Source organism: Saccharothrix sp. S26 (assembly GCF_021390395.1).
Classification (GTDB): Bacteria; Actinomycetota; Actinomycetes; order Mycobacteriales; family Pseudonocardiaceae; genus Actinosynnema.
Window position 1 is genome coordinate 113,014 of the sequence record NZ_JAJUWT010000006.1, and the last position, 20,659, is coordinate 133,672.

Consider the following 20,659-nt stretch of genomic DNA (forward strand, 5'->3'; position numbering starts at 1 on the left):
CTCGCAACCCGTCGCCGTCCCGCGAGAGATGAGGTGAGGATGTCTCAACGAGTCGCTGTCACCGGCCTCGGTGTGGTCGCGCCGGGCGCCATCGGCGCGGCGGATTTCTGGTCCCTGCTGTCGGAGGGACGCACCGCGACCCGCAGGATCACGTTCTTCGATCCCGCGCCGTTCCGGTCGCAGGTCGCCGCCGAGATCGACTTCGACCCGGCCGCGATGGGGTTCTCCCCCCGCGAGCTGCGCAGGATGGACCGCTTCGCCCAGCTGTGCGTGGTCGCCGCCCGCGAGGCCGTGGCCGACAGCGGCGCCGATTTCGCCGGCACGGACCCGTTCCGCGTCGCGGTGGTGATCGGGAGCGCGGTCGGGGCGACGATGTCGTTGGACGCCGAGTACCGGATCGTCAGCGACAGCGGTCGGTCGTGGCTGGTGGACCACGACTACGGCTCTCCCCGGCTCTACGAGCAGTTCGTGCCCAGCTCGGTGGCCGCCGAGGTGGCGTGGCTGGTCGACGCGCAAGGACCGGTCTGCGTCGTGTCCACCGGGTGCACCTCGGGTATCGACGCGGTCGCCCACGGCGCCGCGCTCATCCGCGAGGGCAAGGCCGATCTGGTGATCGCGGGGGCGACCGACGCCCCGATCGCGCCGATCACCCTGGCGTGCTTCGACGCGATCAAGGCGACCACACCCCGCAACGACACCCCCGAGATGGCGTCCCGGCCCTTCGACCGGACGCGCAACGGTTTCGTGCTGGGCGAAGGCGCGGCGGTGGTGGTGCTCGAGAGCGTGGCCCACGCGCGGCGGCGCGGTGCGCGGATCCGCGGCGAGATAGCGGGTTTCGCCTCGACGGCGAACGCCTACCACATGACCGGCCTGCGCAAGGACGGTCACGAGATGGCGCACGCCATCACGACGGCGCTCGACCAGGCCAGGATCGCGCCCGAGGACGTCGACTACGTCAACGCGCACGGCTCCGGGACCAAGCAGAACGACCGCCACGAGACGGCGGCGTTCAAGAAGAGCCTCGGCGCGAAGGCGCGCGACGTGCCGGTGAGCTCGATCAAATCCATGATCGGGCACTCCCTCGGGGCGATCGGCTCGCTGGAGATCGTCGCCTCGATCCTCGCCATGGAGCACGACGTGGTGCCACCGACGGCCAACCTCGAACACCCCGATCCCGAGTGCGACCTGGACTACGTGCCGGTGGTCGCGCGCGAGCACCGGACCGACGTCGTGCTCACGGTGGGCAGCGGGTTCGGCGGGTTCCAGAGCGCCATGGTCCTGACGAGCGGGCGGCGTGATGAGCGATAACGTCGTGGTCACCGGGATCGGGTTGGTGACACCCAACGGCCTCGGCACCGAAGACGTCTGGGCGGCGATGTTGGCCGGGCGCAGCGGTCTGTCGACGATCACCCGGTTCGACGCGACCCGCTACCCGGCCCGGATCGCGGGCGAGGTGTCCGAGTTCGCCGCCGAACAGCACATCCCCGGCAGGCTCATCCCCCAGACGGACCACATGACCCGGATGGCGCTCGTCGCGGCCGAAAGCGCGGTGCGGGACGCCAAGGTGGACCTGGCCACCGTGCCGGAGTTCGGCGGGGGAGTCGTCACCGCCGCCGGCGCCGGTGGCTTCGAGTTCGGCCAGCGCGAGCTGGAGAGCCTCTGGAGCAAGGGGCCGGAGTACGTCAGCCCTTACCAGTCGTTCGCTTGGTTCTACGCGGTCAACACGGGGCAGATCTCGATCCGGCACGGCTTGAAGGGCACGGCCGGAGTGGTCGTCGGCGATCAGGCAGGCGGGCTCGACGCGGTGGCACAGGCACGACGGCTGGTGCGCGCCGGGCACGAGCTGATGATCACCGGTGGTGCGGACAGCGCGCTGTGCCCCTGGGGCTGGGTCGCCCAACTCGCGAACAACCGGGTCAGCCGCGCGACCGAACCGGACCGGGCCTACCTGCCGTTCGACCGCCGGGCGTGCGGCTACGTCCCCGGTGAAGGCGCCGCGATGCTCGTGCTGCGTCCGGCCGAACGCCGTGACGCGGTACCCGGCTACGGCGAGATCGTCGGTCACGCCGCGACTTTCGACGGCAAGGCGGCCCGTGACGCCGCGGTGGGGGTCCGCAAGGCGATCGAGCTCGCGCTGGCCGACGCGGCGCTCACGCCCGGCGACGTCGACGTCGTGTTCGCGGACGGGTCCGGCACGCCGGAGCTGGACGACAGCGAGGCGGCGGCGATCGCCGAGGTGTTCGGCGCCCGGCGCGTTCCGGTGACAGTGCCCAAGACGATGGTGGGCCGCCTCTGCTCCGCGGGTCCGGTGCTCGACCTGGCCCTGGCGCTGCTCGCCATCCGGGACGGCGTCGTGCCTCCCGTCGTCAACAGCGCGCCCGCCCCGGACCACGTCCTGGACCTGGTGGTCGGCGAACCCCGTGCGCTCGACGTGCGGACCGCGCTCGTGGTGGCACGGGGTTATGGCGGGTTCAACTCGGTGATGGTCGTCAGGTCCACGGAGGGGTGATTCCTGTGCCCGCACGACGGGTCACGATCGAAGACGTCCGGCAAATCCTGGTCGAGGTGGCGGGCGCGCCGGACCCCGGCGACGCCGCGGGCGGTGTGGACGCCGAGTTGAACGAGCTCGGCTACGACTCGATCGCCGTGCTCGCGGCGGTCGCCAAGGTCGAACGCGACTACGGGGTCAAGGTGGACGAGGGTGAGCTGCTCGACGCGACCACGTTGGCCGACCTGGTCGAACTGATCAACGCAGCGTAGTGCCTGGAGGTCGGGAAATGCCGAACACAGCGGAGAGAACAGCCCTGGTCACCGGTGGCACGAGCGGGATCGGCCTGGCCGTCGTGCGGCAGTTGGCGAGGTCGGGCGCATCGGTGCACCTGTGCGGCAGGCGCGCCGACGTGGTCGAGGACGTCGTGGGGCAACTGGTCGCCGAGAGCCTCGACGTCACCGGGAGCCCGTGCGACGTGCGTGACGCGGACGACGTGCGGGAGCTTGTGCGGGCGGCGAAGGGAAGGCGCGGTCGGATCGACATCCTCGTCAACAACGCGGGCCGCAGCGGTGGCGGCGTCACTGCCGACATCCCCGACGAGCTGTGGGCCGACGTGATCGACACCAACCTCAACAGCGTCTTCCGCGTGACCAGGGAGGTGCTCAAGAACGGTGGGATGCTCGAGTCCGGTTGGGGTCGCGTCATCAACATCGCGTCGACCGGCGGCAAGCAGGGTGTCGTGCTGGGTGCGCCGTACTCCGCCTCGAAGCACGGCGTCGTCGGGTTCTCCAAGGCGCTCGGCCTGGAACTGGCCAAGACCGGCGTCACGGTGAACGCCGTGTGCCCGGGGTACGTCGAGACGCCGATGGCCGCGCGGGTGCGCAAGGGGTACGCGGAGGTGTGGGGCACCACCGAAGAGGAAGTGCTCGACAGGTTCAACGCCAAGATCCCGCTCGGCCGGTACACCACGCCCGAGGAAGTGGCCGGGCTGGTCGGCTACCTGGTGTCGACCTCGGCCGACCCGGTGACGGCGCAGGCGATCAACGTGTGCGGCGGGCTCGGGAACTACTGATGCTGGGACGTGACATGCAGAGCAACGAAGCAGGCGGCCTTCGCACGGAACACAGGACCACCGTCCCGGCCCCGGCCGCGACGGTGTACGAACTGCTCGCGGACGTCCGCGGGTGGCCGGTGATCTTCCCGCCGACGATCCACGCCGAGTCGTCGGAACTGGGCGGGGGCGACCAGCGCATCCGGCTGTGGGCGACCGCGAACGAGACGGTCAAGACGTGGACGTCGATGCGGCGGCTCGACCCGGTCGGCATGCGCGTCGACTTCGCGCAGGAGGTGCCGCAGGAGCCGGTGGCCGCGATGCGCGGCTGGTGGGCGGTCGAACCGCTGTCGGCGGACAGTTGCGCCGTGCTGCTCGGTCACGAGTTCTCCGCCGTCGACGACGACCCGGCGGCGCTGTCGTGGATCGAACGCGCGGTCGACACCAACAGCAACCGGGAACTGGCCTCCCTCGCGTCCGCCGCGGCGCGTGCGGTGAGCCCCGAGGAGCTCGTGTTCGACTTCTCCGACAGCGTCGAGGTCGTCGGACCGCGGCACGCGGCCTACGAGTTCATCGACCGGGCCGACGAATGGCGGTGGAAGCTGCCCCACGTCGCGAGCGTCGCCCTGACCGTCGTCGCACCGGACGTCCAACTGCTCGAGATGGACACCGTCGCGAGCAACGGTTCCACGCACCGGACCGCCTCGTACCGGGTCTGCTTCACCGACCACGCGATCGTGTACAAGCAGACTGAGTTCCCGCCGTTCCTGGCCGGGCACACCGGGCGCTGGTCGTTCACCGAGGCGGAGGGGCGCACGGTGGTCGAGTCCAGCCACACGGTGGTCCTGAACCCCGACGGGCTCGAACGGCTGCCGGAGGAGGCCCGTTCCGTCGGCGCGGCGAGGGACTTCATCACGTGCGCGCTGAGCACGAACAGCCGGGCGACCTTGGGCCTGCTGAAGGAATTCGTCGAGCGGAACAACGGGAGATGATCCAACGGTGCTTATTTTCGTCAACCTGTTCCGCGTCCACGGTGACGAGACCGAGTTCGAACGGGTCTTCGCGAGCACATCGGATTTCATGACGAAGAAGGACGGTTACCGCCGGCACCGCCTGGTGCGGGTGAACGGGGCGGAACCGCGTTACCTCAACATCGCCGAGTGGGCCGACGAGGACGCGCTGCGGGCCGCGGTCGCCGACCCGTCGTTCGAGCCACACGCCGGCGCCTTGCGCGAACTCGCGTCGTCGGAATCGTTGCTCTGCGAGGTCGTGCAGGAGTACCAGGCGTGAGCCGCGCTCACGGCAAGTCGTCGGAGTCTTGAGTACGAAGGGGAGAGCACATGTCGGAGCTTGTCGAAGAGCACGTGGACACGACCTCGGTGATCGCCAGGATGACCGAGTTCCACAGCGGCCTGCGGCTGGGCCACATGCTCAGCACCGTCGCCGAGTTGGGCGTGGCCGACCACCTGGTGGACGGCCCGTTGCCGGTCGACGAACTGGCGGCCCGCACGGGGACGCACGCGGACTCGCTGTACCGCGTGCTCCGGGCGCTGGCCAGCAAGGGCGTGTTCACGGAGGTCTCCCGGCGCGAGTTCGGCCTCACGCCATTGGCGGACACGTTGCGGTCGGACGCCGAACGTTCCATGCGGGACGTCTTCCGGCTCCAGGGCAAGCCGTTCATGCGCGACGCCTACGGCGCGATCGAGCACACCGTCCGCACCGGAGAACCGGCTTTCGAGCACGTCAACGGGGCGTCGCTGTTCGAGTACCTGGCAGCGCGGCCGGAGATGACGGCGCTGTTCAGCCGGGCCATGGGCAACGGCGCGCGCCAGGTGCAGCGAGCCGCCGTGGCGGCCTACGACTTCAGCGGCATCCGGCTCCTGGTCGACGTGGGCGGCGCGCACGGCCACCTGATCGCGATGGTCCTGGACCGCTACCCGGACCTGCGGGCGGTCCTGTTCGACCAACCGCACGTGGTCTCGGGCGCCGGGGAGTTCCTGGACGGCACCGGCCACCGGTCGCGCATCGAAGTGGTCGGCGGCGACTACTTCGAGTCGGTGCCCGCCGGTGGCGACGCCTACGTGCTCTCGCACGTGTTCCACCAGCTGAGCGACGAGGAAGGGCTGGTGGTGCTGCGCAACATCCGCGAGGCGATGGTCCCGGGCGGGAAGCTGCTGATCGTCGACCCGATCCTGCCCGAGGGCGACGTGCCGCACCCGGGCAAGTTCATGGACATCACGATGATGGCCCTGACCCGCGGGCGCGACCGCACCGAGCAGGAGCTGCGCGACCTGCTGGCCGGGGCCGGGCTGCGGCTCGTCGAGACCGTCGCGCTGAGCGCGCCGTCGAGCATCGCGGTCGTCACGACGGGCGCATCGGCGTGACGACCGCGCTGACGGAGCTGGCGGACGGCGCCTACGCCTACACGCAGGAGCCCGGTGGCTGGTGCGTGAGCAACGCGGGCGTGCTGTGCGGCCGCGACGGTCCCATCCTCATCGACACCGCCGCGACGATCAGCCGGGCGCACGCCCTCCGGGACGCGGTGGAGAGCCTGGGAAAGGGCACGGTCCGGTACGTCGTGAACACCCACCACCACGGCGACCACATCTTCGGCAACTGTGCCTTCTCGCCGCCGGCGACCGTGATAGCCCACGACGCGGCCCCGGCCGAGATCCAGAAGGCCGGCTTGGGCCTGCAATCGCTCTGGCCCGACGTCCAGTGGGGCGAGGTCTCGCTCGTCGAGCCGCACGTGACCTTCTCCGACCAGCTCGACCTCGAACTCGTCTCCGGCACCGTGCAACTGTTGTTCGTGGGGCCGGCGCACACGACGAACGACGTCGTGGCGTGGTTGCCGGAACCGCGGGTGCTGTTCGCGGGCGACGTGGCGATGAGCGGGGTGACGCCCTTCGTCCTGATGGGATCGGTCGCCGGATCGCTGCGTGCCCTGGCCCGTCTGCGCGGGCTCGGCGCGCGCACGGTCGTCTGCGGCCACGGGAAGGTCTCCGGTCCCGAGGTGCTCGACGACAACGAGGAGTACCTCCGCTGGCTCCTCGACGTCGCGCGGTTCGGTGTCGAGCGGGGTTGGACGCCGCTGGAGACGGCCCACCGGGCGGACCTCGGCGCGTTCGCGAAGCTGCTGGACCCGGAGCGGATCGTGGGCAACCTGCACCGCGCCCATGCCGAACTGACCGCACCGGGGTCGCAGCTGGGCGCCGAGCTGCCGGTGCGCACCGCGTTCGAGGAGATGGTCGACTTCAACGGCGGGCTGCCCCGGTGCGACGCGTAGCCCTGACACACGGACATGAGGGGATGAGTGCTGATGACCGACTCCACGACCGTCGAGAGGCACATCGCGTGGGCCGAGCTCGGCCAGTTCTACGCCGAGCAGATGGCGGTCCTCGATGACGGGGACGCCGAGGGGTGGGTGGACACCTTCACCGAGGACGGGGTCTTCGTGCCGCCGAACGACGCGCCGGAGGTGAAGGGGCGGCAGGCGCTGCTCGTGGGCACGCGCAGCACTGTCGCCAGGCTCGACGAGGCGGGCACCGTGCGAAGGCACGTGCAGACCAACATGAACCTCGTCGAGCTGTCCGGCGACAGTGCCCGGACGGTGTCCTACGTGCTGGTCGTCGATTCGACGCCCGGCGAGCCGACCCGGATCACGACGTCCACCGTGATGCGGGACGAGCTCGTCCGGGACGGGGCGCGATGGCTGGTCGCCCGCCGCGTCGTGCTGCGCGACGACGCCGACGCCCGTGGCGGGAGCCCGTCGTGACCGCCGGTGCCCACGACCCCGTGGCGGAGCTGACGGAGCTGAGACGCCGGGTCCTCGACGGACCGGGCGAACGCGCCACGGCCGCCCAGCACGGCAAGGGCAAGCTCACCGCACGGGAACGGATCGCGCTGCTGCTCGACCCGGGAACCTTCCACGAGGTGGAGCCCTTCCGCAGGCACCGCGCGACCGGCTTCGGCTTGGAGGCGAACCGGCCGCACACGGACGGCGTCGTCACGGGCTGGGGCAGCGTGCACGGCAGGACGGTGTTCCTCTACGCGCACGACTTCCGCGTCTTCGGCGGCTCGCTGGGCGAGGCGCACGCCGAGAAGATCCACAAGATCATGGACATGGCACTGGCCGCGGGCGCGCCGCTGGTGTCGCTGAACGACGGCGCGGGCGCCCGGATCCAGGAGGGCGTGACCGCGCTGGCCGGGTACGGCGGGATCTTCCGCCGCAACTCGCGGGCCTCCGGCGTGATCCCGCAGATCAGCGTCGTGCTCGGCCCGTGCGCCGGTGGGGCGGCGTACTCGCCGGCGCTCACGGACTTCGTCTTCATGGTCCGGGGCACCGCGCAGATGTTCGTCACGGGCCCTGAGGTGGTGCGGGCGGTCACCGGCGAAGAGATCACGCAGGACGGGCTCGGCGGCGCGGACGTGCACGCCGGCACGTCCGGTGTCTGCCACTTCGCGTACGACGACGAGCGGACCTGCCTCGAGGACGTCCGGCACCTGCTTTCGCTGCTGCCGCAGAACAATCGCCTGCTGCCCCCGGTGGTGGACACCGACGACGACGCCGGCCGGGTCTGCGAGTCGTTGCCGGCCCTGGTCCCCGCCGATCACAACCAGCCGTACGACGTGGTCGACGTGATCGCGGAGATCGTCGACGAGGGCACCGTCTTCGAGGTGCATGCCCAGTGGGCCCCGAACGTCGTCTGCGCGCTCGCCAGGCTGGACGGCCGGGTCGTCGGCGTGATCGCCAATCAGCCCCGGCACCTGGCCGGTGTGCTGGACATCGCGGCGAGCGAGAAGGCCGCCCGGTTCGTGCAGATGTGCGACAGCTTCAACATCCCGCTCGTGACCCTGCTGGACGTGCCGGGCTTCCTGCCCGGCGTCGGCCAGGAACACGCCGGGATCATCAGGCACGGCGCGAAACTGCTCTACGCCTACTGCAACGCCACCGTGCCGCGGATCTCGGTCGTGCTGCGCAAGGCCTACGGCGGCGCGTACATCGTGATGGACTCCCGGTCCATCGGCGCGGACCTGGCGTACGCCTGGCCGACCAACGAGATCGCGGTGATGGGTGCTGAAGGTGCGGCGAACGTGGTCTTCCGCAAGCAGATCGCCGCCGCCGACGACCCGGCGGCGATGCGTGCGCGGATGATCAAGGAGTACCAGGCCGAGCTGATGCACCCGTACCACGCGGCCGAACGGGGCCTGGTCGACGACGTCATCGACCCCCGTGAGACCCGGGCGGTGCTGATCCGGTCCCTGGCGGTGCTCGGTGAGAAGCACGCGGACCTGCCTGCCCGCAAACACGGCAACCCACCGCAGTGACCGGGCAGGCGGAGATGATCCGGATCGTCAGGGGCCGGCCGGGCGACGACGAACTGGCCGCGCTGGTCGCGGCGCTACTGGCGCTGCGGTCGGCGCGGCCGTCGTCCGCGCGGGCACCTCGTGCCGCTTCGCCGGGTTGGTGCCGTCCGGACCGGCCGATGTCGCGGCCCGCGCACAGCTGGCAGGGTCGGGGACTCCGCGCCTGGTGATCCGGAGCGGGCGTCACGTGACGCTGAGCCCGCCGTCCAACACGAAGATCGTGCCGGTGGCGAACGCCGCCTCGGGCTTGACGAGTTGGGAGATCCACCACGCGACCTCGGTCGTCTCGCCCACCCGTCGCAGCGGTGTCCGCTCGGCGATGTCGGACAGGAACCTGTGGTACGCGTCGGCGTCGGCTCCCATCGCGCCACCGGGTCCCCGGTCGATCACGCCGGGCGCCACGGCGACCACCCGGATGCCCAGCGGAGCGAGTTCGATGCTCCACGTCCTGGTGAGGAAGTCGAGTCCCACCTTGGTGGCGCCGTAGGCGGTGAAGTACGGCCAGCCGCGCCTGCCCAGCGAACCGGCGGACGACATGTTGACCACGATGCCACCGGTTGCGGCGAGCGCGTCGACCGCGTGACTGGTCAGCAGGATGGGCGCGCGGAGGTTCACCGCCAACTGGGTGTCGAGGGAGTCGGCCGTGATGTCGGAGAGCGACCGTGGCAGGGCGATGCTGGCGTTGTTGACCAGGACGTCGATCCGGCCGAACCGCTCGAGGGCGGTGGCGACGATGACCGACGGTGCGTCTGCGGCGGTGATGTCGGCGACGAGCGGGTGGATCGAGTCGTACCCGTCGGCCGTTTCCTCCAGCGTCCGCTCGGTCCGCCCGACGACCAGCACCCCGTAGCCGTGTGCGGCGAGTTCCCTGGCCACGGCGCGGCCGATGCCGGCACCGCCCCCGGTGACGACGGCCGCGCGCCGGATGTCCTCTCCTGCATCGGTAGTCATGGCCACGAGTCAACAACGCTCCGCTTGAGCACCCGTGGAGCGGCGCTACACCGGTGGACGGGGCGACCGCGGCGGGGTGGCCGCCTGGGCGGAGGGGTCAGGCGATGCTCAAGCGTCGCGCGACACCGGGATGCCAGGCTCGACGGCACGACGTTCGGGCAGGTCTTCCTCATCACGTTCAGCGAGGGTCGCTCGATGTGCGCCGGCATGCCCGGCTGGACTCACCAGCAGGAGACTGATCATGCGCTTCGGCATCAACTTCTTCCCCACCCTCGGACCCTCCGACCGGTCCGCGGCGCAGTACTACGACGAGAGCCTGAGGCTGACCGAGCTCGCCGACGAGCTGGGATTCGACCACGTGAAGACCGTCGAGCACTACTTCTTCCGCTACGGCGGCTACAGCCCCGACCCGGTGACCTTCCTGGCCGCCGCCGCGGCGCGTACCCGACGACTGCGGCTGGTCACCGGCGCCGCCATCCCGGCGTTCACCCACCCGGTCAAGCTCGCGGCGAAGTTGGCCATGTTGGACAACATCTCGCGGGGGCGGCTGGACGTCGGCTTCGGCCGCGCCTTCCTGCCCGACGAGTTCGAGGCGTTCCAGGTGCCGCTGGACGAGAGCCGTGACCGCTTCGACGAGAACGTCGAGGCGATCAGGCGCTTGTGGACGGAGCAGGACCTCGTCTGGGAGGGACGGTTCCACCGGTTCGGCCCGGTCACCCTCCTGCCGCGCCCGTACCAGCGGCCGCACCCGCCCATCCTGGTGGCCACGGCGTTCACGCCCGAGTCCGGTGAGCGCGCCGGGCGCAACGGCTACGGGGTCCTGCTGGTGCCGTCGATCTCGTCCCGCGAGCACGTGCAGGAGATGTTGCGCGTCTACCGCGCGGGGCGTGCGGAAGGTGGACACGACCCGCAGGGCGGCCAAGTGCACATGAGCTACACCCTGTCCGTCGCGGAGGACGGCGACCGGGCGCGCGAGGCGGGCCGGCGGCAGATCGAGCACTACACGGCGAGCCTCGTCGAGGCCGTCGAATCGTGGGGCCGGGCCCGCAGTTCGGCTTACGCCGGCTACGAGCGCCTCGCGGAAAAGGTGCGCAAGGCCGACTACCGGCAGCAGTTGGCGGAGAACAAGGTCCTGGCGGGCACGCCGGAGGAGGTGGCGGCGCAGCTGGCGGAGGTCCGCGAGTGGTTCGGTGACGTGACGGTGAGCCTCCAGGTGAACTCCGGCACCGCGACGTACCGGGAAGCCGAACAGAGCCTGCGCCTGTTCGCCGAACACGTGCTGCCACGGCTCGGCGCCGCCGGCAGCCCCGTCGGTTCCTGATGCGGTGAATACCGACCCGGTCGGCGGTGGGTGCGCACACCGCCGACCGGGTCGCGGACACCACAACGGGTGAGTGCCTCGAAGGCGGCGGAGGATCCTCCGCTGCCTTCGGTCGTCCGGGTGTCGAGGGGGCAGGGGGTCCGACCGCCTCGCGCCGCTCGTCGGCTGATGCGGTGGAGTTCGAATCTACGGCGACGCCCAACCAACTTGTTGGTAGAGTGTGGTGCCGTGGTGTTCACGGACCAGGGAGGGGGGTGGATGCCTGCCCCAGGTGCGCAGTCGTCGGTCGGGGAGGTGCCCGCTCGTCGGGTTCAGGGCCGCGGGCCAAGCGCGGCGACCGGGTGTGGGGTGGCTTTCGACCGGACCGCAACCGGGCGGCGGTGGTTTTCGGGCACGACGCGGATGTGACCGAAAGCCATTTCTCCTGTTGTTGAGCAGGCGTGGTGTCGTATCCGGCTTCGCCGCGGCGGGTCGGCTGGTCGAGTATTTTTTGAATGGTGGTCGAATACGCCTCGCGCGGGAATGTCGTGAGGTCGGGCGCCGGCGCGGCACGGCGGGGGACTGGTGGTTCGCCTTGTCGTCGAAACTCGCACAATGACCAGGTCTGCCGAGGTGGGTGCGTTCCGCATCACCGGCGAGGGGGCGGGGTTCTGGTAGTGTAATGGTGACACCGGGTGATCGGAATGGATGGGGTTTCCGTTTTCCTGGCGCGACTGGGTGCTCGGGGGAAGGGTTTTGCGTGAGCGCACACCTCGTGCTGGGTGGTCGATGCGCTCAAAGCGCTCAATACTTGTGCCGACGAGCACGATGAATCCAACTTCAGCAACGCATCATCTGGTCATGCCGGTGGCGTGGGAGAAGCTGCTCGTAGAGCCGGCCGGTTGTTGCCGGAGTCAAATCACATACGGGGGGACGCATGGTGCGCGGTACGTATACGGATTTCACTGACCTGCGTTCGATCGGCGGGTACGACCACGGTGCTCCCGTGGTGGTGCCGAGGCAGGCAGGTCGGTTGGACCACGGCCGGTCGATGGACGTCAAGGTGCTCGGCTCCGCCTCGGTCGCACTGTGCGGCAAGTCGATCATGCCGACCGCGGGCAAGCCGAGACAGCTGCTCATCCTGCTGGCGCTCCGGTGCGGTCGCGCGGTCCCGGTCGCCACCCTCATGGAGGAGCTGTGGGGCGACGACATCCCGCGCAGCGGGACAACGACCCTGCAGACCTACATCCTGAAACTGCGTCGGCTGATCGCCATGACGCTGCCATCGGACTCCCGCGGGGCGGCGAAGGAGTTGCTGCTCACCAGCTTCAACGGCTACCAGTTGAACGCCACTTGCGCCTCGTTCGACCTGCTTGAGTTCGAACGCCTGGCCGCTGACGGCGAGGCCGCGCTCGACAACGGCGACGCGCTCGGCGCGTCCAGGATCCTCAGCCGCGCGCTCGACCTCTGGCGGGGCCCGGCGCTCATGGACATCCCGACGGGGCGAGTCCTGACCACGGAGACCGTCGGCATGGAGGAGGCCCGCATGCGCGCCCTCGAACGCCGAATCGTCGCCGACTGCCAGTTGGGCAAGTACGCGGCGCTCGTGCCGGAACTGCGCGTGCTGGTGGAGCAGAACCCGATGGATGAGAACTTCTGCGCGCTGTTGATGATTGCCTTCCAGCGGTCCGGCGCCGCATGGCGTGCCCTCGAGGTGTACCGCAACCTGCGCGTCTCGCTGGTGGAGGAGTTCGGCGTGGAACCGTCCGCGCGCATGCAGCGCCTGCACCAGGCGGTGCTGGAGAACACGCAGGAGCTGTCACTGCGGGAGTACGGCCTCCTGTGAGGGCCACAACGGCGCCAAGCCGCGCTCCAGGAGGTCGAAGGCCGTTTCCGCGCGGGCGACCGCCGCCGGGAAGGTGCGGTGGGCACTGCGGCCGGAGCGGAGGTCACGGGCGTTGTGGTCGGCGAGGACCCGCTGCGTGCCGAACACCTGGGCGGCAACGAGGTGGGCGGTGAACTCGTCGCTCAGCCCGCCCGAGGCGAGCAACTCGGTGGTCAGTTCCCGTTCCTGGTCGAGCATGTAGGTGGTCAGGCGGGTCATCAGCGTCGGTGTGGAGTACAGCAGGTTGTGGAACGTGATGGCCGGCAGCGTGTCGTTCAAGCCGGTCAGGGGGTCTCGCTCGGCCAGCCGGTCGAGGAAGCTCCGCCGGAGGGCTTCGAGCGCGGACGCGCCCGCCGGGCGGTCCCGTACGACCTGGGCCGGGTTCTTGGCGTCGTCGATGAACCGGCGCAGGACGAGGTCTTCCTTGGTGGGGAAGTAGGCGAACAGGGTCGGCTTGGACACCTCGGCGGCGGCGGCGATGTCGGCGACGGAGACGTCGTCGAAACCCGATTCCCGGAACAAGGCGAAGGCCGCTTCCACGATCGCCTCGCGGGTGCGGCGCTTCTTGCGCTCCCGCAGTCCGAGCTCCTCCATGGGTACAGCCTAGCCTAGTCTGCCTCGGTCAGGAAGTTGACTGGGTCGTATACTTGACCGAGTTAAGAGATCCTGCCTTCCTTGTGAGGTCCGTCAAGACCATGCGCCAGCCTGACGAGGGCTCCGTCGAGTCCGAGATCCGCGCCGAACGCGACTACCTGGACGCCTGCCGCGCCCAGCTCGCCCGCATGCGTGAGGAGGTCGGCACGATGCTGGCCACGGGTGCGGGGGAGGGCGAGGACGTGGTGGACAAGTACTTCAACCACATGCTGCGCCAGTTCCGCGTCCAGGTGATCGAGGACTTGGCCGACATCGAGGGCGCACCGCTGTTCTTCGGCCGCCTGGACTACCCGGCGAACGAGGTCTACGAAGGCGTCGCCGACCGCGTGCGGCGGAGCGGATCGCCCACGCGCACACCGACCAGTGATCTCGTCTACGTCGGCCGCCGGGGTGTCCGCGACGACGACGGCGAGCCCATGGTCATCGACTGGCGCGCCTCGTTGGCACGCGCCTTCTACGAGGCCAGCACCCAGGAGACGATGGGCGTTCGGGTCCGCCGCCGGTACGGCTTCGACCACAACGGTGTCCTGACCGCGTACGAGGACGAGCCGATCGACCGCCCGACCGGGGCGGGCGGCGGGAGCGATTTCCTGGCCGAGGAGATCGAGCGGCCGCGCAAGGGCCCGATGCGCGACATCGTGGCCACGATCCAGCCCGAGCAGATGAGCCTGGTCCGCGCCCCGCTGGACCGCACGTTGTGCATCCAGGGCGCACCCGGCACGGGGAAGACCGCGGTGGGCCTGCACCGCCTGGCCTACCTGCTCTACACCGAGCGGGAACGCCTGCGGAAGGACGGCGGGGTCGCGGTCATCGGGCCCAACCGCTCCTTCCTCTCCTACATCCGCAACGTCCTGCCCGCCCTCGGCGAGGTCGAGGTCTCCCAGGCCACCATCGACGAGCTGATCGGCCCCGGCATCGCTGTCGGGCGCGTCGACTCGCCCGAATCGGCGCGGGTCAAGGGGGATGCCAGGATGGCCGAGGTGCTCCGACGCCACCTGTGGGCGCGCATCCGGCCGCTCGACGAGGTGGTGGAGGTCAAGCACCAGCACCGCACCTGGCGGCTGTCCCCGGAGGAACTGGCCGAGGAGGTCGAGGCCGTGCTCGGCCGCGGCGTCGACTACGGCACCGGCCGTGAGCTGCTGGCCCAACGCCTGGCACACCTCGTGCTGCGCCGGATGGAGCAAGCGGGCACCCCGACCGCCACCATGGCGCAGCTCCGCCGCCACAAGGCGATCAACCGCGCCGTCGGACGGATGTGGCCCGAGGTCGACCGCGCCCGCCTGGTCCTCGACCTCCTCACCGACGAGGCGCAACTCGCGCGGTCCGCGGCCGGCGTCCTCTCCGCCGACGAGCAGCGGGCCATCCTGCTCACGCCCCGGCCGCGCGGTGCGAGGTCGATCGGCTGGACCAGCCTTGACCTGGCCCTGCTCGACGAGGTCCAGGCCTTGGTCGAGCGCCCGGCCAAGCTCGGGCACGTCGTGGTCGACGAGGCCCAGGACCTCAGCCCGATGCAGATCCGGGCGATCGCCCGGCGACTGACCGGCTCCTGCACCGTCCTCGGCGACCTGGCACAGTCCACCAGCCCGGCCGCGGTGCGGTCCTGGACCGAGGTCCTCGAACACCTCGACCGGGCGAACGGAAGGGTCGAGGAACTGACCCGCGGCTACCGCGTGCCGACCGAGGTCATCGACTTCGCCGCCCGCCTCCTGCCGCACATCGCGCCTGGGCTCACCGGCCCGACCTCGTTCCGCCACACCGCCGACGCCCTGCACATCACCGAGACCGCGCCGGGGGAGAAGATCGCGACCACCGTCACGACCTGCGTCGCCGCACTGGCCGGGGAGGGGGCGATCGGCCTCATCGCCGCCGACGACGACATCCCAGGCCTGCACCGGGCCCTTTCCGACAACGGCTTGCCGCACACCGTGCTGGGCACCGACGGTGCGGGTCTGGAGGCCGAACGCCTCACCCTGACCCCGGTCACGCTCAGCAAGGGACTGGAGTTCGACACCGTGGTCGTCGTCGAACCGGCCCGCATCGCCCAGGCGGAGCAGCGCGGCCTCCAACGCCTCTACGTCGCCTTGACCCGAGCCGTCAGCAACCTGCACGTCATCCACGCCGAACGCCTGCCGGAACCCCTGACGCGGGAACTCGCGATGACCGACTGAAGCCGTCCGGTTCGTGGTGATGCGAGGCCGTGGAGCTCCGTCGTGGTGTCACGGCTTTCTCCACCGGGGAGAACCCCGCGCGGGTGTACCCGGTCGTCGGAGGCTCGTGGTGGATGAGGGTGCGGACCGGGTCGCGGATGACGATGTGGGTGCCGAGCATGACGTGCTCGGCCGTCTGGGACTTGGTGCGCACGCGTTCCAGGGCCATGCGCACGGCGGTGCGGCCCAGTTCCTCGTGTGGCACGTGGACGGTGGTGAGGTCGATGTCCGGGGACGGCCAAGGCGGATGAACTCACGCTTGACAGCTGTCTCACCCAGGCCAACCAGGCTCGACCCCGGTTGACGCACGGGACCAGTGAACATCGCGGGGGTCCTTCTTGCCCGGACGTCCGTCGCCGGATGGCGAGCGTGTCGATCTGGGAGGGCGGTGCCACATCTGGCCCACCCAGCCGGAGCGGTGATCGACTGGACCGCCACAGGTCAGTGCCGGCAACTTGCTCGGCGGATCTCCAGTCGCCCTGGTTGCGCGCATGACGATGCGACCGCACGAGGCCACCTGCGGGGATTCTTCACTGGCCGGCGATCGGAAGTTCGTTTCAGCCATTCGGCGGTCAAACTCGTCGGCATCCATGCTGCAGCGGACTTCGTCGGTGGTGTTCTTGCCGGTTTCGTCGACGAACTTCAATCCGCCGATCTTGCCTAATGCATGTCCGGTGGTCGGTTTGATCAGTGGATGGCCGATGATGTCGGATGGCTTCCCGGTGATCGCGGCGATCTCCGCCTCGAACTCAAGGTGGGCCAAGGTGACGCGGCCGAGCATGTACTGATACCCGGAGAGTGGTTCGATGACGTCGAAGATTGGCCGGACGTTGTTGTCCGGCGGTCACGCCCCGACACCGGACAACGTTTTCACGCTATACCTGGAACCGGTGCCCGATCAACCAGGTCGGAGACGTCAATACACACACGCCGCCGCCAGTTCGCGACGCGCGCCAATAGTCTGAACTCGAGGGATAAATCATGGGACTCAAGGGAAAGCGCATTCGACTCGTCGGTGTGGGCGCGGCGGTCGCGTTCGGGTCGACGCTGCTGGCCGGTACCGCAACCACGGCGCAGGCGGCGCCGGTGTACTACCAGGTGATCAACGCCAACGGCATCAACTCCTGCCTCCAGGTGAACATCTCAGGCGGCAAGGGAAACCTCGTCCTCGGCAACTGTGACCGCAGCGCGAAGCAGGTGTGGACGATCAGCGGCGGCATCTTCAGGAACCCGGTATCGGGCCACTGCCTCGACGGAAACGGCGCGGATGTCTACACATTCCCCTGCAACGGTGGCGCGTATCAGAAGTGGACGACCATCTCGAGCACTTCGAAGAAGTCCATCAGGCACGACTGGAGCGGTAAGTTCCTGGACGGGAACGGAGCCCTCGGTGCCAACGTGGTCTTCCAGCCCAGCATCGAGACGGCGTCTCGATGGGTGATCGACCAGGTGTGATGAACCCGGTGACCCCGTGAGCGCGGCGGGCCGTCCGCTGGCGGCCCGCCGTCGCCCTGCCGGACGAGCAAGAACTCGGACCTGGGTGAGGTGCTGGTGGACGGGGAGAAGCGTGGCAGTGCGCGACGGCCGCCTGGACTTCGCCGCGTTGGCCGCGGCTCCCCGAGGGCGCGACGAACGTCAGCGTCGGGTGAACCGGACGCCGGTCCCCTGCGCCGGTAGTGACTGCCAGTCAACAACGCCCGGGCAATGGCAAGCCGGATCCACCGATCGGGTTACCTGGTGTTGATCGCCGCACGCCGAACATCGGGGCGGGCACCGTGAGTGTTCATCAACGCGATGGGGAAGTTCGGTGCCGCGTGCCGAGCGTCCGTTGGAGTCCGACGGATCTGCTTTGACCGAGCTCGCTGTCGACCTGCGCAGATTGCGGCAGAAGGCGGGTGCCCTGTCGTACCGGGAGTTGGCCCGGCTGGCGCATTGCTCCTCAAGCACGTGGTCGGACGCTGCCGGTGCCGATCCCGATCGACCGGGTCGCCGCCGACCGGCCGTTCTACTCGGGCAAGCATCGGATGCACGGGGTGAACCTGCAGGTGATCGCCTCGCCGGACGGCACGATCCTGTGGGCGTCCGGCCAACTGCCGGGCAGCACGCACGACACCGCCGCAAGGGCTGCCACGGCTACGACCAGACCGGCGACCATCTGCTCACCCCGTACAAGGGAAAGAACAAGCTGCAGTCGCAGAAGGACGCCAACCCCGCCCACGCCCGGCTCCGCGGCTCCGGTGAACGCGCCAACGCCCAACTCAAGACCTGGCGCGTCCTGTGCACGCTCCGCTGCTGCCCCGTACCGCGCCGGCCGCCTGGCCAAGGCCATTTACGCATTCGTCGGGTCGTCAGGCTCGGTAGGCCGGTTTCATGATGGGTTTGGGCAGGTTGGTTCGGCTGTGCTCGGCGGCGCCGAGCCGCTCGATGAGCTCACCGCTCAGCCAGCCGCCGATGGCGCTGACCAGGACCCCGGTGCAGGCGAGGGCGAGCGCAGGGCCGGTGGCCTGCCAGGCGGGCTGCTCGGCCCTGAGCAGCCAGCTGCTGGCGAACAGCGTCAACATGGCGATGTTGGTCAGGGCGTGGAGCCGGCCAACCTTTCGAATGGGGCTTTGGGGTGGGGCGGACACGGACCACTCGATCCACGCCGCCGCTGTGCTGAGGACTCCGAGCACCACTCCGGCGGCGATGAGGTGGGCCGCGGTCACGTCGAATCCGGGACGGTGGGTGAGGATGCGCAGCAGGTCGAACCCGACGGCCGTGGTCAGCAGGCCGGGAGGTGAGATGACGAGGATCGGCTCTGCGGCACAGCGCGCGATCTGGACACGGTGGCGCACGGTCGCCCACCTCCTCGGAACGGTTCGTCACACGGCTTCCCGCCGTTCGCGGTCTCAGTCCACCGGAGGTGGAACAAGACCCGACCGGGTGACACTTGACCTCGGGCCGTGACCGGGTCGCAGGGACGCGACACCGACGATGGGTCGATGTCCGCCGGTGGCTTGACGGGAGCGCCGCTCGTGGCGAACGACGCGAGCGGTCCGTTCCGGCGCTGCGGGGTGAAGCCGTGGCGGCGCAACCACAGCCCGACACCCTGCTCCGTCATGTCCACTACATCGCCGGCTACACGATCTTCAACGACTGGTCCGCCCGCGACCTCCAGCCCGCCGAGATGGCCGTGGTCCTCGGTCCGTGCAAGGGCAAGGGCAAGGACACCGCCACCACCTTCGGACCCTGGTTGGTCACGCCGGACGAGCTGGACGCGTACCGCGAGGACGGCGTGCTGCGCCTGGCCGTGACCGCCGAGGTGAACGGCCGCCTCGTCGGCTCCGACCTGCTGTCCACCATGAGCTGGACGGTCGAGGGGACGCCTCCCGGGGCGCGCTCGTGCGACCGGGTGACGTGCTCGGCTCCGGCAACGGCGGCTGCCCGGCCGAGCTGTGGGCAGGGAAGCGGAGTCGCCCCCGCCGTGCCCCGGCGACACACTCTCGAGGGCATCGGGCGGATCAGGACCAGGGTGGTCGCCGGGGTCGAGGCCGACCGTTGCCACGCGCCCGCCGCCGGCCGCAGACCAGGCCGTGACAGCCCGGTCCCACCGTCGGCCTTCGTGCGGAGAAACGCCGCTGACCGGCGGCGAGCCCCGATAGGTTTCCGGCATGGGCAAGGGAAACGGAGACCAGCGGCGGATGGTGATCGTCGCCTACGACGACGCCCAGATCCTGGACGTGGCGTGTCCCAGCGGTGCGTTGGAGATCGCGAACCGGCACGGTGCGGCGCCAGGGTACTCGGTCGAGCTGGCGACGCTCAGCGGGGAGGAGGCCCGGAGCTCGTCCGGGATCACGCTCGGCGGCGCGCGGCCGCTGCCGACCGTGCACGGGTCGATCGACACCGTGATGGTGGTCGGCGGTGTGGGCAGCTGGGCCGCCACCCAGGACGAGCGGTTACTGGCCCAGGTGCGCCGGCTGGCCGCGCGGTCCAGGCGGATCGCGTCGGTGTGCACGGGGGCGTTCGTGCTGGCAGCCGCCGGGTTGGTGGACGATCGGCGGGTCACCACGCACTGGCGTTACGGCGAGTGGCTGGCGAGGTGGTACCCGTCGGTGGCCGTGGACCCCGCGCCCCTGTACGTGAGGGACGGCGACGTCTACACCTCGGCCGGCATCACCAGCGCGCTCGACCTCACCCTGGCGCTCATCGAGGACGACAACGGGCCGACCATCGCCCGCGCCGTGGCCCGCGAGCTGGTGACCTACCTGCACCGGCCCGGCGACCAGGCGCAGATCAGCATGTTCCTGTCCGCCCCGCCGCCGGGCGACCGGTTGGTGCGCGACCTGCTCGGCTACCTGAGCGCGCACCTGGCCGAGGACCTGAGCACGTCGGTGCTGGCGGCGCGGGCCGGGGTCAGCACCCGGCACCTGAACCGGCTCTTCTCCACCCACCTGGGGACCACGCCCGCACGGGCGGTGCGCGCGGCGCGCACGGAAGCCGCCGCGCACCTGGTGCGGGGCAGCGAGCTGCCGCTGGCCACGATCGCGCGCCGGTGCGGGTTCCGGTCGGCGGAGACCATGCGGCAGGCGTTCCTGGACCACTACGGGGTGACGGGGGACAGGATTCGCAGGATGTCGGACATGCCCGAGCCACTGGCGCCTTCAGGGGCACACACTTCCGGTTCGTGAACAACGCAGGGGTCCTGCGGTGCGGAGACCGGGCCACAGGACCAGTTCACGCCGACCAGAGCGAGGCGGCGTCGGGGGACGCACGC

The 20,659-nt window shown here is 70.0% G+C and carries 21 protein-coding genes and 3 pseudogenes; 19 read left to right on the plus strand and 5 right to left on the minus strand.

Going from position 1 to position 20,659, the window contains the following annotated elements:
* Positions 1-39: 39 nt before the first annotated feature.
* Genes LZG04_RS11095 through LZG04_RS11145 form a run of 11 tightly spaced genes read left to right on the plus strand, consistent with a single transcriptional unit; the run spans position 40 to position 9,079 of the window.
* Positions 40-1,308 carry a beta-ketoacyl synthase gene (locus tag LZG04_RS11095; protein WP_233815750.1) on the plus strand — a complete coding sequence of 423 codons (1,269 nt, stop codon included), beginning with the start codon at positions 40-42 and terminating at the stop codon, positions 1,306-1,308.
* Positions 1,298-2,509: a ketosynthase chain-length factor gene (locus tag LZG04_RS11100; protein ID WP_233815751.1), complete on the plus strand. Its 1,212-nt coding sequence runs from the start codon at positions 1,298-1,300 to the stop codon at positions 2,507-2,509. The genes LZG04_RS11095 and LZG04_RS11100 overlap by 11 nt, the downstream gene beginning before the upstream one ends.
* A 5-nt stretch (positions 2,510-2,514) precedes the next feature.
* A complete protein-coding gene (locus tag LZG04_RS11105) occupies positions 2,515-2,760 on the plus strand; it encodes an acyl carrier protein (RefSeq protein ID WP_233815752.1) in 246 nt (81 codons plus the stop codon).
* Positions 2,761-2,777: 17 nt separating this feature from the next.
* The gene (locus LZG04_RS11110; RefSeq protein ID WP_233815753.1) at positions 2,778-3,563 is read left to right on the plus strand and encodes an SDR family NAD(P)-dependent oxidoreductase; all 786 of its coding nucleotides are present in this window, start codon (positions 2,778-2,780) and stop codon (positions 3,561-3,563) included.
* Positions 3,563-4,534 carry an aromatase/cyclase gene (locus LZG04_RS11115; protein ID WP_233815754.1) on the plus strand — a complete coding sequence of 324 codons (972 nt, stop codon included), beginning with the start codon at positions 3,563-3,565 and terminating at the stop codon, positions 4,532-4,534. Before LZG04_RS11110 ends, LZG04_RS11115 begins: the two co-directional genes overlap by 1 nt.
* 7 nt (positions 4,535-4,541) lie before the next feature.
* Entirely contained in the window at positions 4,542-4,832 is a 291-nt protein-coding gene (locus LZG04_RS11120; RefSeq protein ID WP_233815755.1) for an antibiotic biosynthesis monooxygenase family protein, read from the plus strand.
* A gap of 50 nt (positions 4,833-4,882) precedes the next feature.
* Positions 4,883-5,926: an acetylserotonin O-methyltransferase gene (locus LZG04_RS11125; protein WP_233815756.1), complete on the plus strand. Its 1,044-nt coding sequence runs from the start codon at positions 4,883-4,885 to the stop codon at positions 5,924-5,926.
* A complete protein-coding gene (locus tag LZG04_RS11130) occupies positions 5,923-6,828 on the plus strand; it encodes an MBL fold metallo-hydrolase (RefSeq protein ID WP_233815757.1) in 906 nt (301 codons plus the stop codon). Before LZG04_RS11125 ends, LZG04_RS11130 begins: the two co-directional genes overlap by 4 nt.
* Positions 6,829-6,861: 33 nt before the next feature.
* Positions 6,862-7,317, plus strand: a complete 456-nt coding sequence (locus LZG04_RS11135) for a nuclear transport factor 2 family protein (RefSeq protein WP_233815758.1) — start codon at positions 6,862-6,864, stop codon at positions 7,315-7,317.
* The gene (locus tag LZG04_RS11140) at positions 7,251-8,870 is read left to right on the plus strand and encodes an acyl-CoA carboxylase subunit beta (RefSeq protein ID WP_374202801.1); all 1,620 of its coding nucleotides are present in this window, start codon (positions 7,251-7,253) and stop codon (positions 8,868-8,870) included. Before LZG04_RS11135 ends, LZG04_RS11140 begins: the two co-directional genes overlap by 67 nt.
* A gap of 14 nt (positions 8,871-8,884) precedes the next feature.
* The gene (locus LZG04_RS11145; protein WP_233815759.1) at positions 8,885-9,079 is read left to right on the plus strand and encodes an acyl-CoA carboxylase epsilon subunit; all 195 of its coding nucleotides are present in this window, start codon (positions 8,885-8,887) and stop codon (positions 9,077-9,079) included.
* 13 nt (positions 9,080-9,092) lie between these two features.
* Here LZG04_RS11145 and LZG04_RS11150 read toward each other — a convergent pair whose 3' ends face one another.
* Positions 9,093-9,860 carry an SDR family NAD(P)-dependent oxidoreductase gene (locus LZG04_RS11150; protein WP_233815760.1) on the minus strand — a complete coding sequence of 256 codons (768 nt, stop codon included), beginning with the start codon at positions 9,858-9,860 and terminating at the stop codon, positions 9,093-9,095.
* 241 nt (positions 9,861-10,101) lie between these two features.
* Between LZG04_RS11150 and LZG04_RS11155 the strand changes: the two genes are divergently transcribed.
* A complete protein-coding gene (locus LZG04_RS11155; protein WP_233815761.1) occupies positions 10,102-11,181 on the plus strand; it encodes an LLM class flavin-dependent oxidoreductase in 1,080 nt (359 codons plus the stop codon).
* 1,030 nt (positions 11,182-12,211) lie between these two features.
* Positions 12,212-13,006, plus strand: a complete 795-nt coding sequence (locus LZG04_RS11160) for an AfsR/SARP family transcriptional regulator (RefSeq protein ID WP_233815762.1) — start codon at positions 12,212-12,214, stop codon at positions 13,004-13,006.
* On the opposite strand, the gene LZG04_RS11165 is transcribed toward LZG04_RS11160, so the two are convergent.
* Entirely contained in the window at positions 12,980-13,639 is a 660-nt protein-coding gene (locus LZG04_RS11165) for a TetR/AcrR family transcriptional regulator (RefSeq protein ID WP_233815763.1), read from the minus strand. The two genes, LZG04_RS11160 and LZG04_RS11165, sit on opposite strands and share 27 nt — an antisense overlap.
* A gap of 101 nt (positions 13,640-13,740) precedes the next feature.
* Here LZG04_RS11165 and LZG04_RS11170 point away from each other — a divergent pair, with 101 nt between their 5' ends.
* Positions 13,741-15,867 (plus strand): ATP-binding domain-containing protein, encoded by a 2,127-nt coding sequence (locus LZG04_RS11170; RefSeq protein WP_233815764.1) that lies wholly within the window; start codon positions 13,741-13,743, stop codon positions 15,865-15,867.
* On the opposite strand, the gene LZG04_RS11175 is transcribed toward LZG04_RS11170, so the two are convergent.
* Both LZG04_RS11175 and LZG04_RS11180 read right to left on the minus strand, forming a co-directional pair.
* The gene (locus tag LZG04_RS11175; protein WP_308199055.1) at positions 15,809-16,132 is read right to left on the minus strand and encodes a substrate-binding domain-containing protein; all 324 of its coding nucleotides are present in this window, start codon (positions 16,130-16,132) and stop codon (positions 15,809-15,811) included. The genes LZG04_RS11170 and LZG04_RS11175 overlap by 59 nt on opposite strands.
* 45 nt (positions 16,133-16,177) lie before the next feature.
* Complete coding sequence (locus LZG04_RS11180; protein WP_233815765.1) at positions 16,178-16,687, minus strand: hypothetical protein; 510 nt, start codon at positions 16,685-16,687, stop codon at positions 16,178-16,180.
* Between the two features lie 200 nt (positions 16,688-16,887).
* On the opposite strand from LZG04_RS11180, the gene LZG04_RS11185 reads away from it, so the two are divergent.
* The 3 genes and pseudogenes from LZG04_RS11185 to LZG04_RS11190 form a co-directional block, all read left to right on the plus strand.
* Positions 16,888-17,361 (plus strand): ricin-type beta-trefoil lectin domain protein, encoded by a 474-nt coding sequence (locus tag LZG04_RS11185; RefSeq protein ID WP_233815766.1) that lies wholly within the window; start codon positions 16,888-16,890, stop codon positions 17,359-17,361.
* Positions 17,362-17,713: 352 nt separating this feature from the next.
* Positions 17,714-17,827, plus strand: a pseudogene (locus tag LZG04_RS42950) (hypothetical protein); the annotation flags it as partial.
* Positions 17,828-17,876: 49 nt separating this feature from the next.
* Positions 17,877-18,269 (plus strand): annotated as a pseudogene (locus LZG04_RS11190) (transposase family protein); the annotation flags it as partial.
* On the opposite strand, the gene LZG04_RS11195 reads toward LZG04_RS11190, so the two are convergent.
* The gene (locus LZG04_RS11195; protein WP_233815983.1) at positions 18,255-18,740 is read right to left on the minus strand and encodes a DUF2231 domain-containing protein; all 486 of its coding nucleotides are present in this window, start codon (positions 18,738-18,740) and stop codon (positions 18,255-18,257) included. The pseudogene LZG04_RS11190 and the gene LZG04_RS11195 sit on opposite strands and share 15 nt — an antisense overlap.
* Before the next feature lie 227 nt (positions 18,741-18,967).
* On the opposite strand from LZG04_RS11195, the pseudogene LZG04_RS42435 reads away from it, so the two are divergent.
* A pseudogene (locus LZG04_RS42435) lies at positions 18,968-19,204 on the plus strand (fumarylacetoacetate hydrolase family protein); the annotation flags it as partial.
* 382 nt (positions 19,205-19,586) lie between these two features.
* Positions 19,587-20,573: a GlxA family transcriptional regulator gene (locus LZG04_RS11205; protein ID WP_233815993.1), complete on the plus strand. Its 987-nt coding sequence runs from the start codon at positions 19,587-19,589 to the stop codon at positions 20,571-20,573.
* Positions 20,574-20,659 lie beyond the last annotated feature (86 nt).

Excerpts from the sequence above, each read along its gene's own strand:
- LZG04_RS11095 (WP_233815750.1), top strand. The coding sequence starts at position 40 with ATGTCTCAACGAGTCGCTGTCACCGGCCTCGGTGTGGTCGCGCCGGGC.
- LZG04_RS11100 (WP_233815751.1), top strand. The coding sequence starts at position 1,298 with ATGAGCGATAACGTCGTGGTCACCGGGATCGGGTTGGTGACACCCAAC.
- LZG04_RS11110 (WP_233815753.1), top strand. The coding sequence starts at position 2,778 with ATGCCGAACACAGCGGAGAGAACAGCCCTGGTCACCGGTGGCACGAGC.
- LZG04_RS11115 (WP_233815754.1), top strand. The coding sequence starts at position 3,563 with ATGCTGGGACGTGACATGCAGAGCAACGAAGCAGGCGGCCTTCGCACG.
- LZG04_RS11125 (WP_233815756.1), top strand. The coding sequence starts at position 4,883 with ATGTCGGAGCTTGTCGAAGAGCACGTGGACACGACCTCGGTGATCGCC.
- LZG04_RS11135 (WP_233815758.1), top strand. The coding sequence starts at position 6,862 with ATGACCGACTCCACGACCGTCGAGAGGCACATCGCGTGGGCCGAGCTC.
- LZG04_RS11140 (WP_374202801.1), top strand. The coding sequence starts at position 7,251 with ATGGCTGGTCGCCCGCCGCGTCGTGCTGCGCGACGACGCCGACGCCCG.
- LZG04_RS11145 (WP_233815759.1), top strand. The coding sequence starts at position 8,885 with ATGATCCGGATCGTCAGGGGCCGGCCGGGCGACGACGAACTGGCCGCG.
- LZG04_RS11150 (WP_233815760.1), bottom strand. The coding sequence starts at position 9,860 with ATGACTACCGATGCAGGAGAGGACATCCGGCGCGCGGCCGTCGTCACC.
- LZG04_RS11155 (WP_233815761.1), top strand. The coding sequence starts at position 10,102 with ATGCGCTTCGGCATCAACTTCTTCCCCACCCTCGGACCCTCCGACCGG.
- LZG04_RS11160 (WP_233815762.1), top strand. The coding sequence starts at position 12,212 with ATGGACGTCAAGGTGCTCGGCTCCGCCTCGGTCGCACTGTGCGGCAAG.
- LZG04_RS11165 (WP_233815763.1), bottom strand. The coding sequence starts at position 13,639 with ATGGAGGAGCTCGGACTGCGGGAGCGCAAGAAGCGCCGCACCCGCGAG.
- LZG04_RS11170 (WP_233815764.1), top strand. The coding sequence starts at position 13,741 with ATGCGCCAGCCTGACGAGGGCTCCGTCGAGTCCGAGATCCGCGCCGAA.
- LZG04_RS11180 (WP_233815765.1), bottom strand. The coding sequence starts at position 16,687 with ATGCTCGGCCGCGTCACCTTGGCCCACCTTGAGTTCGAGGCGGAGATC.
- LZG04_RS11185 (WP_233815766.1), top strand. The coding sequence starts at position 16,888 with ATGGGACTCAAGGGAAAGCGCATTCGACTCGTCGGTGTGGGCGCGGCG.
- LZG04_RS11205 (WP_233815993.1), top strand. The coding sequence starts at position 19,587 with ATGGTGATCGTCGCCTACGACGACGCCCAGATCCTGGACGTGGCGTGT.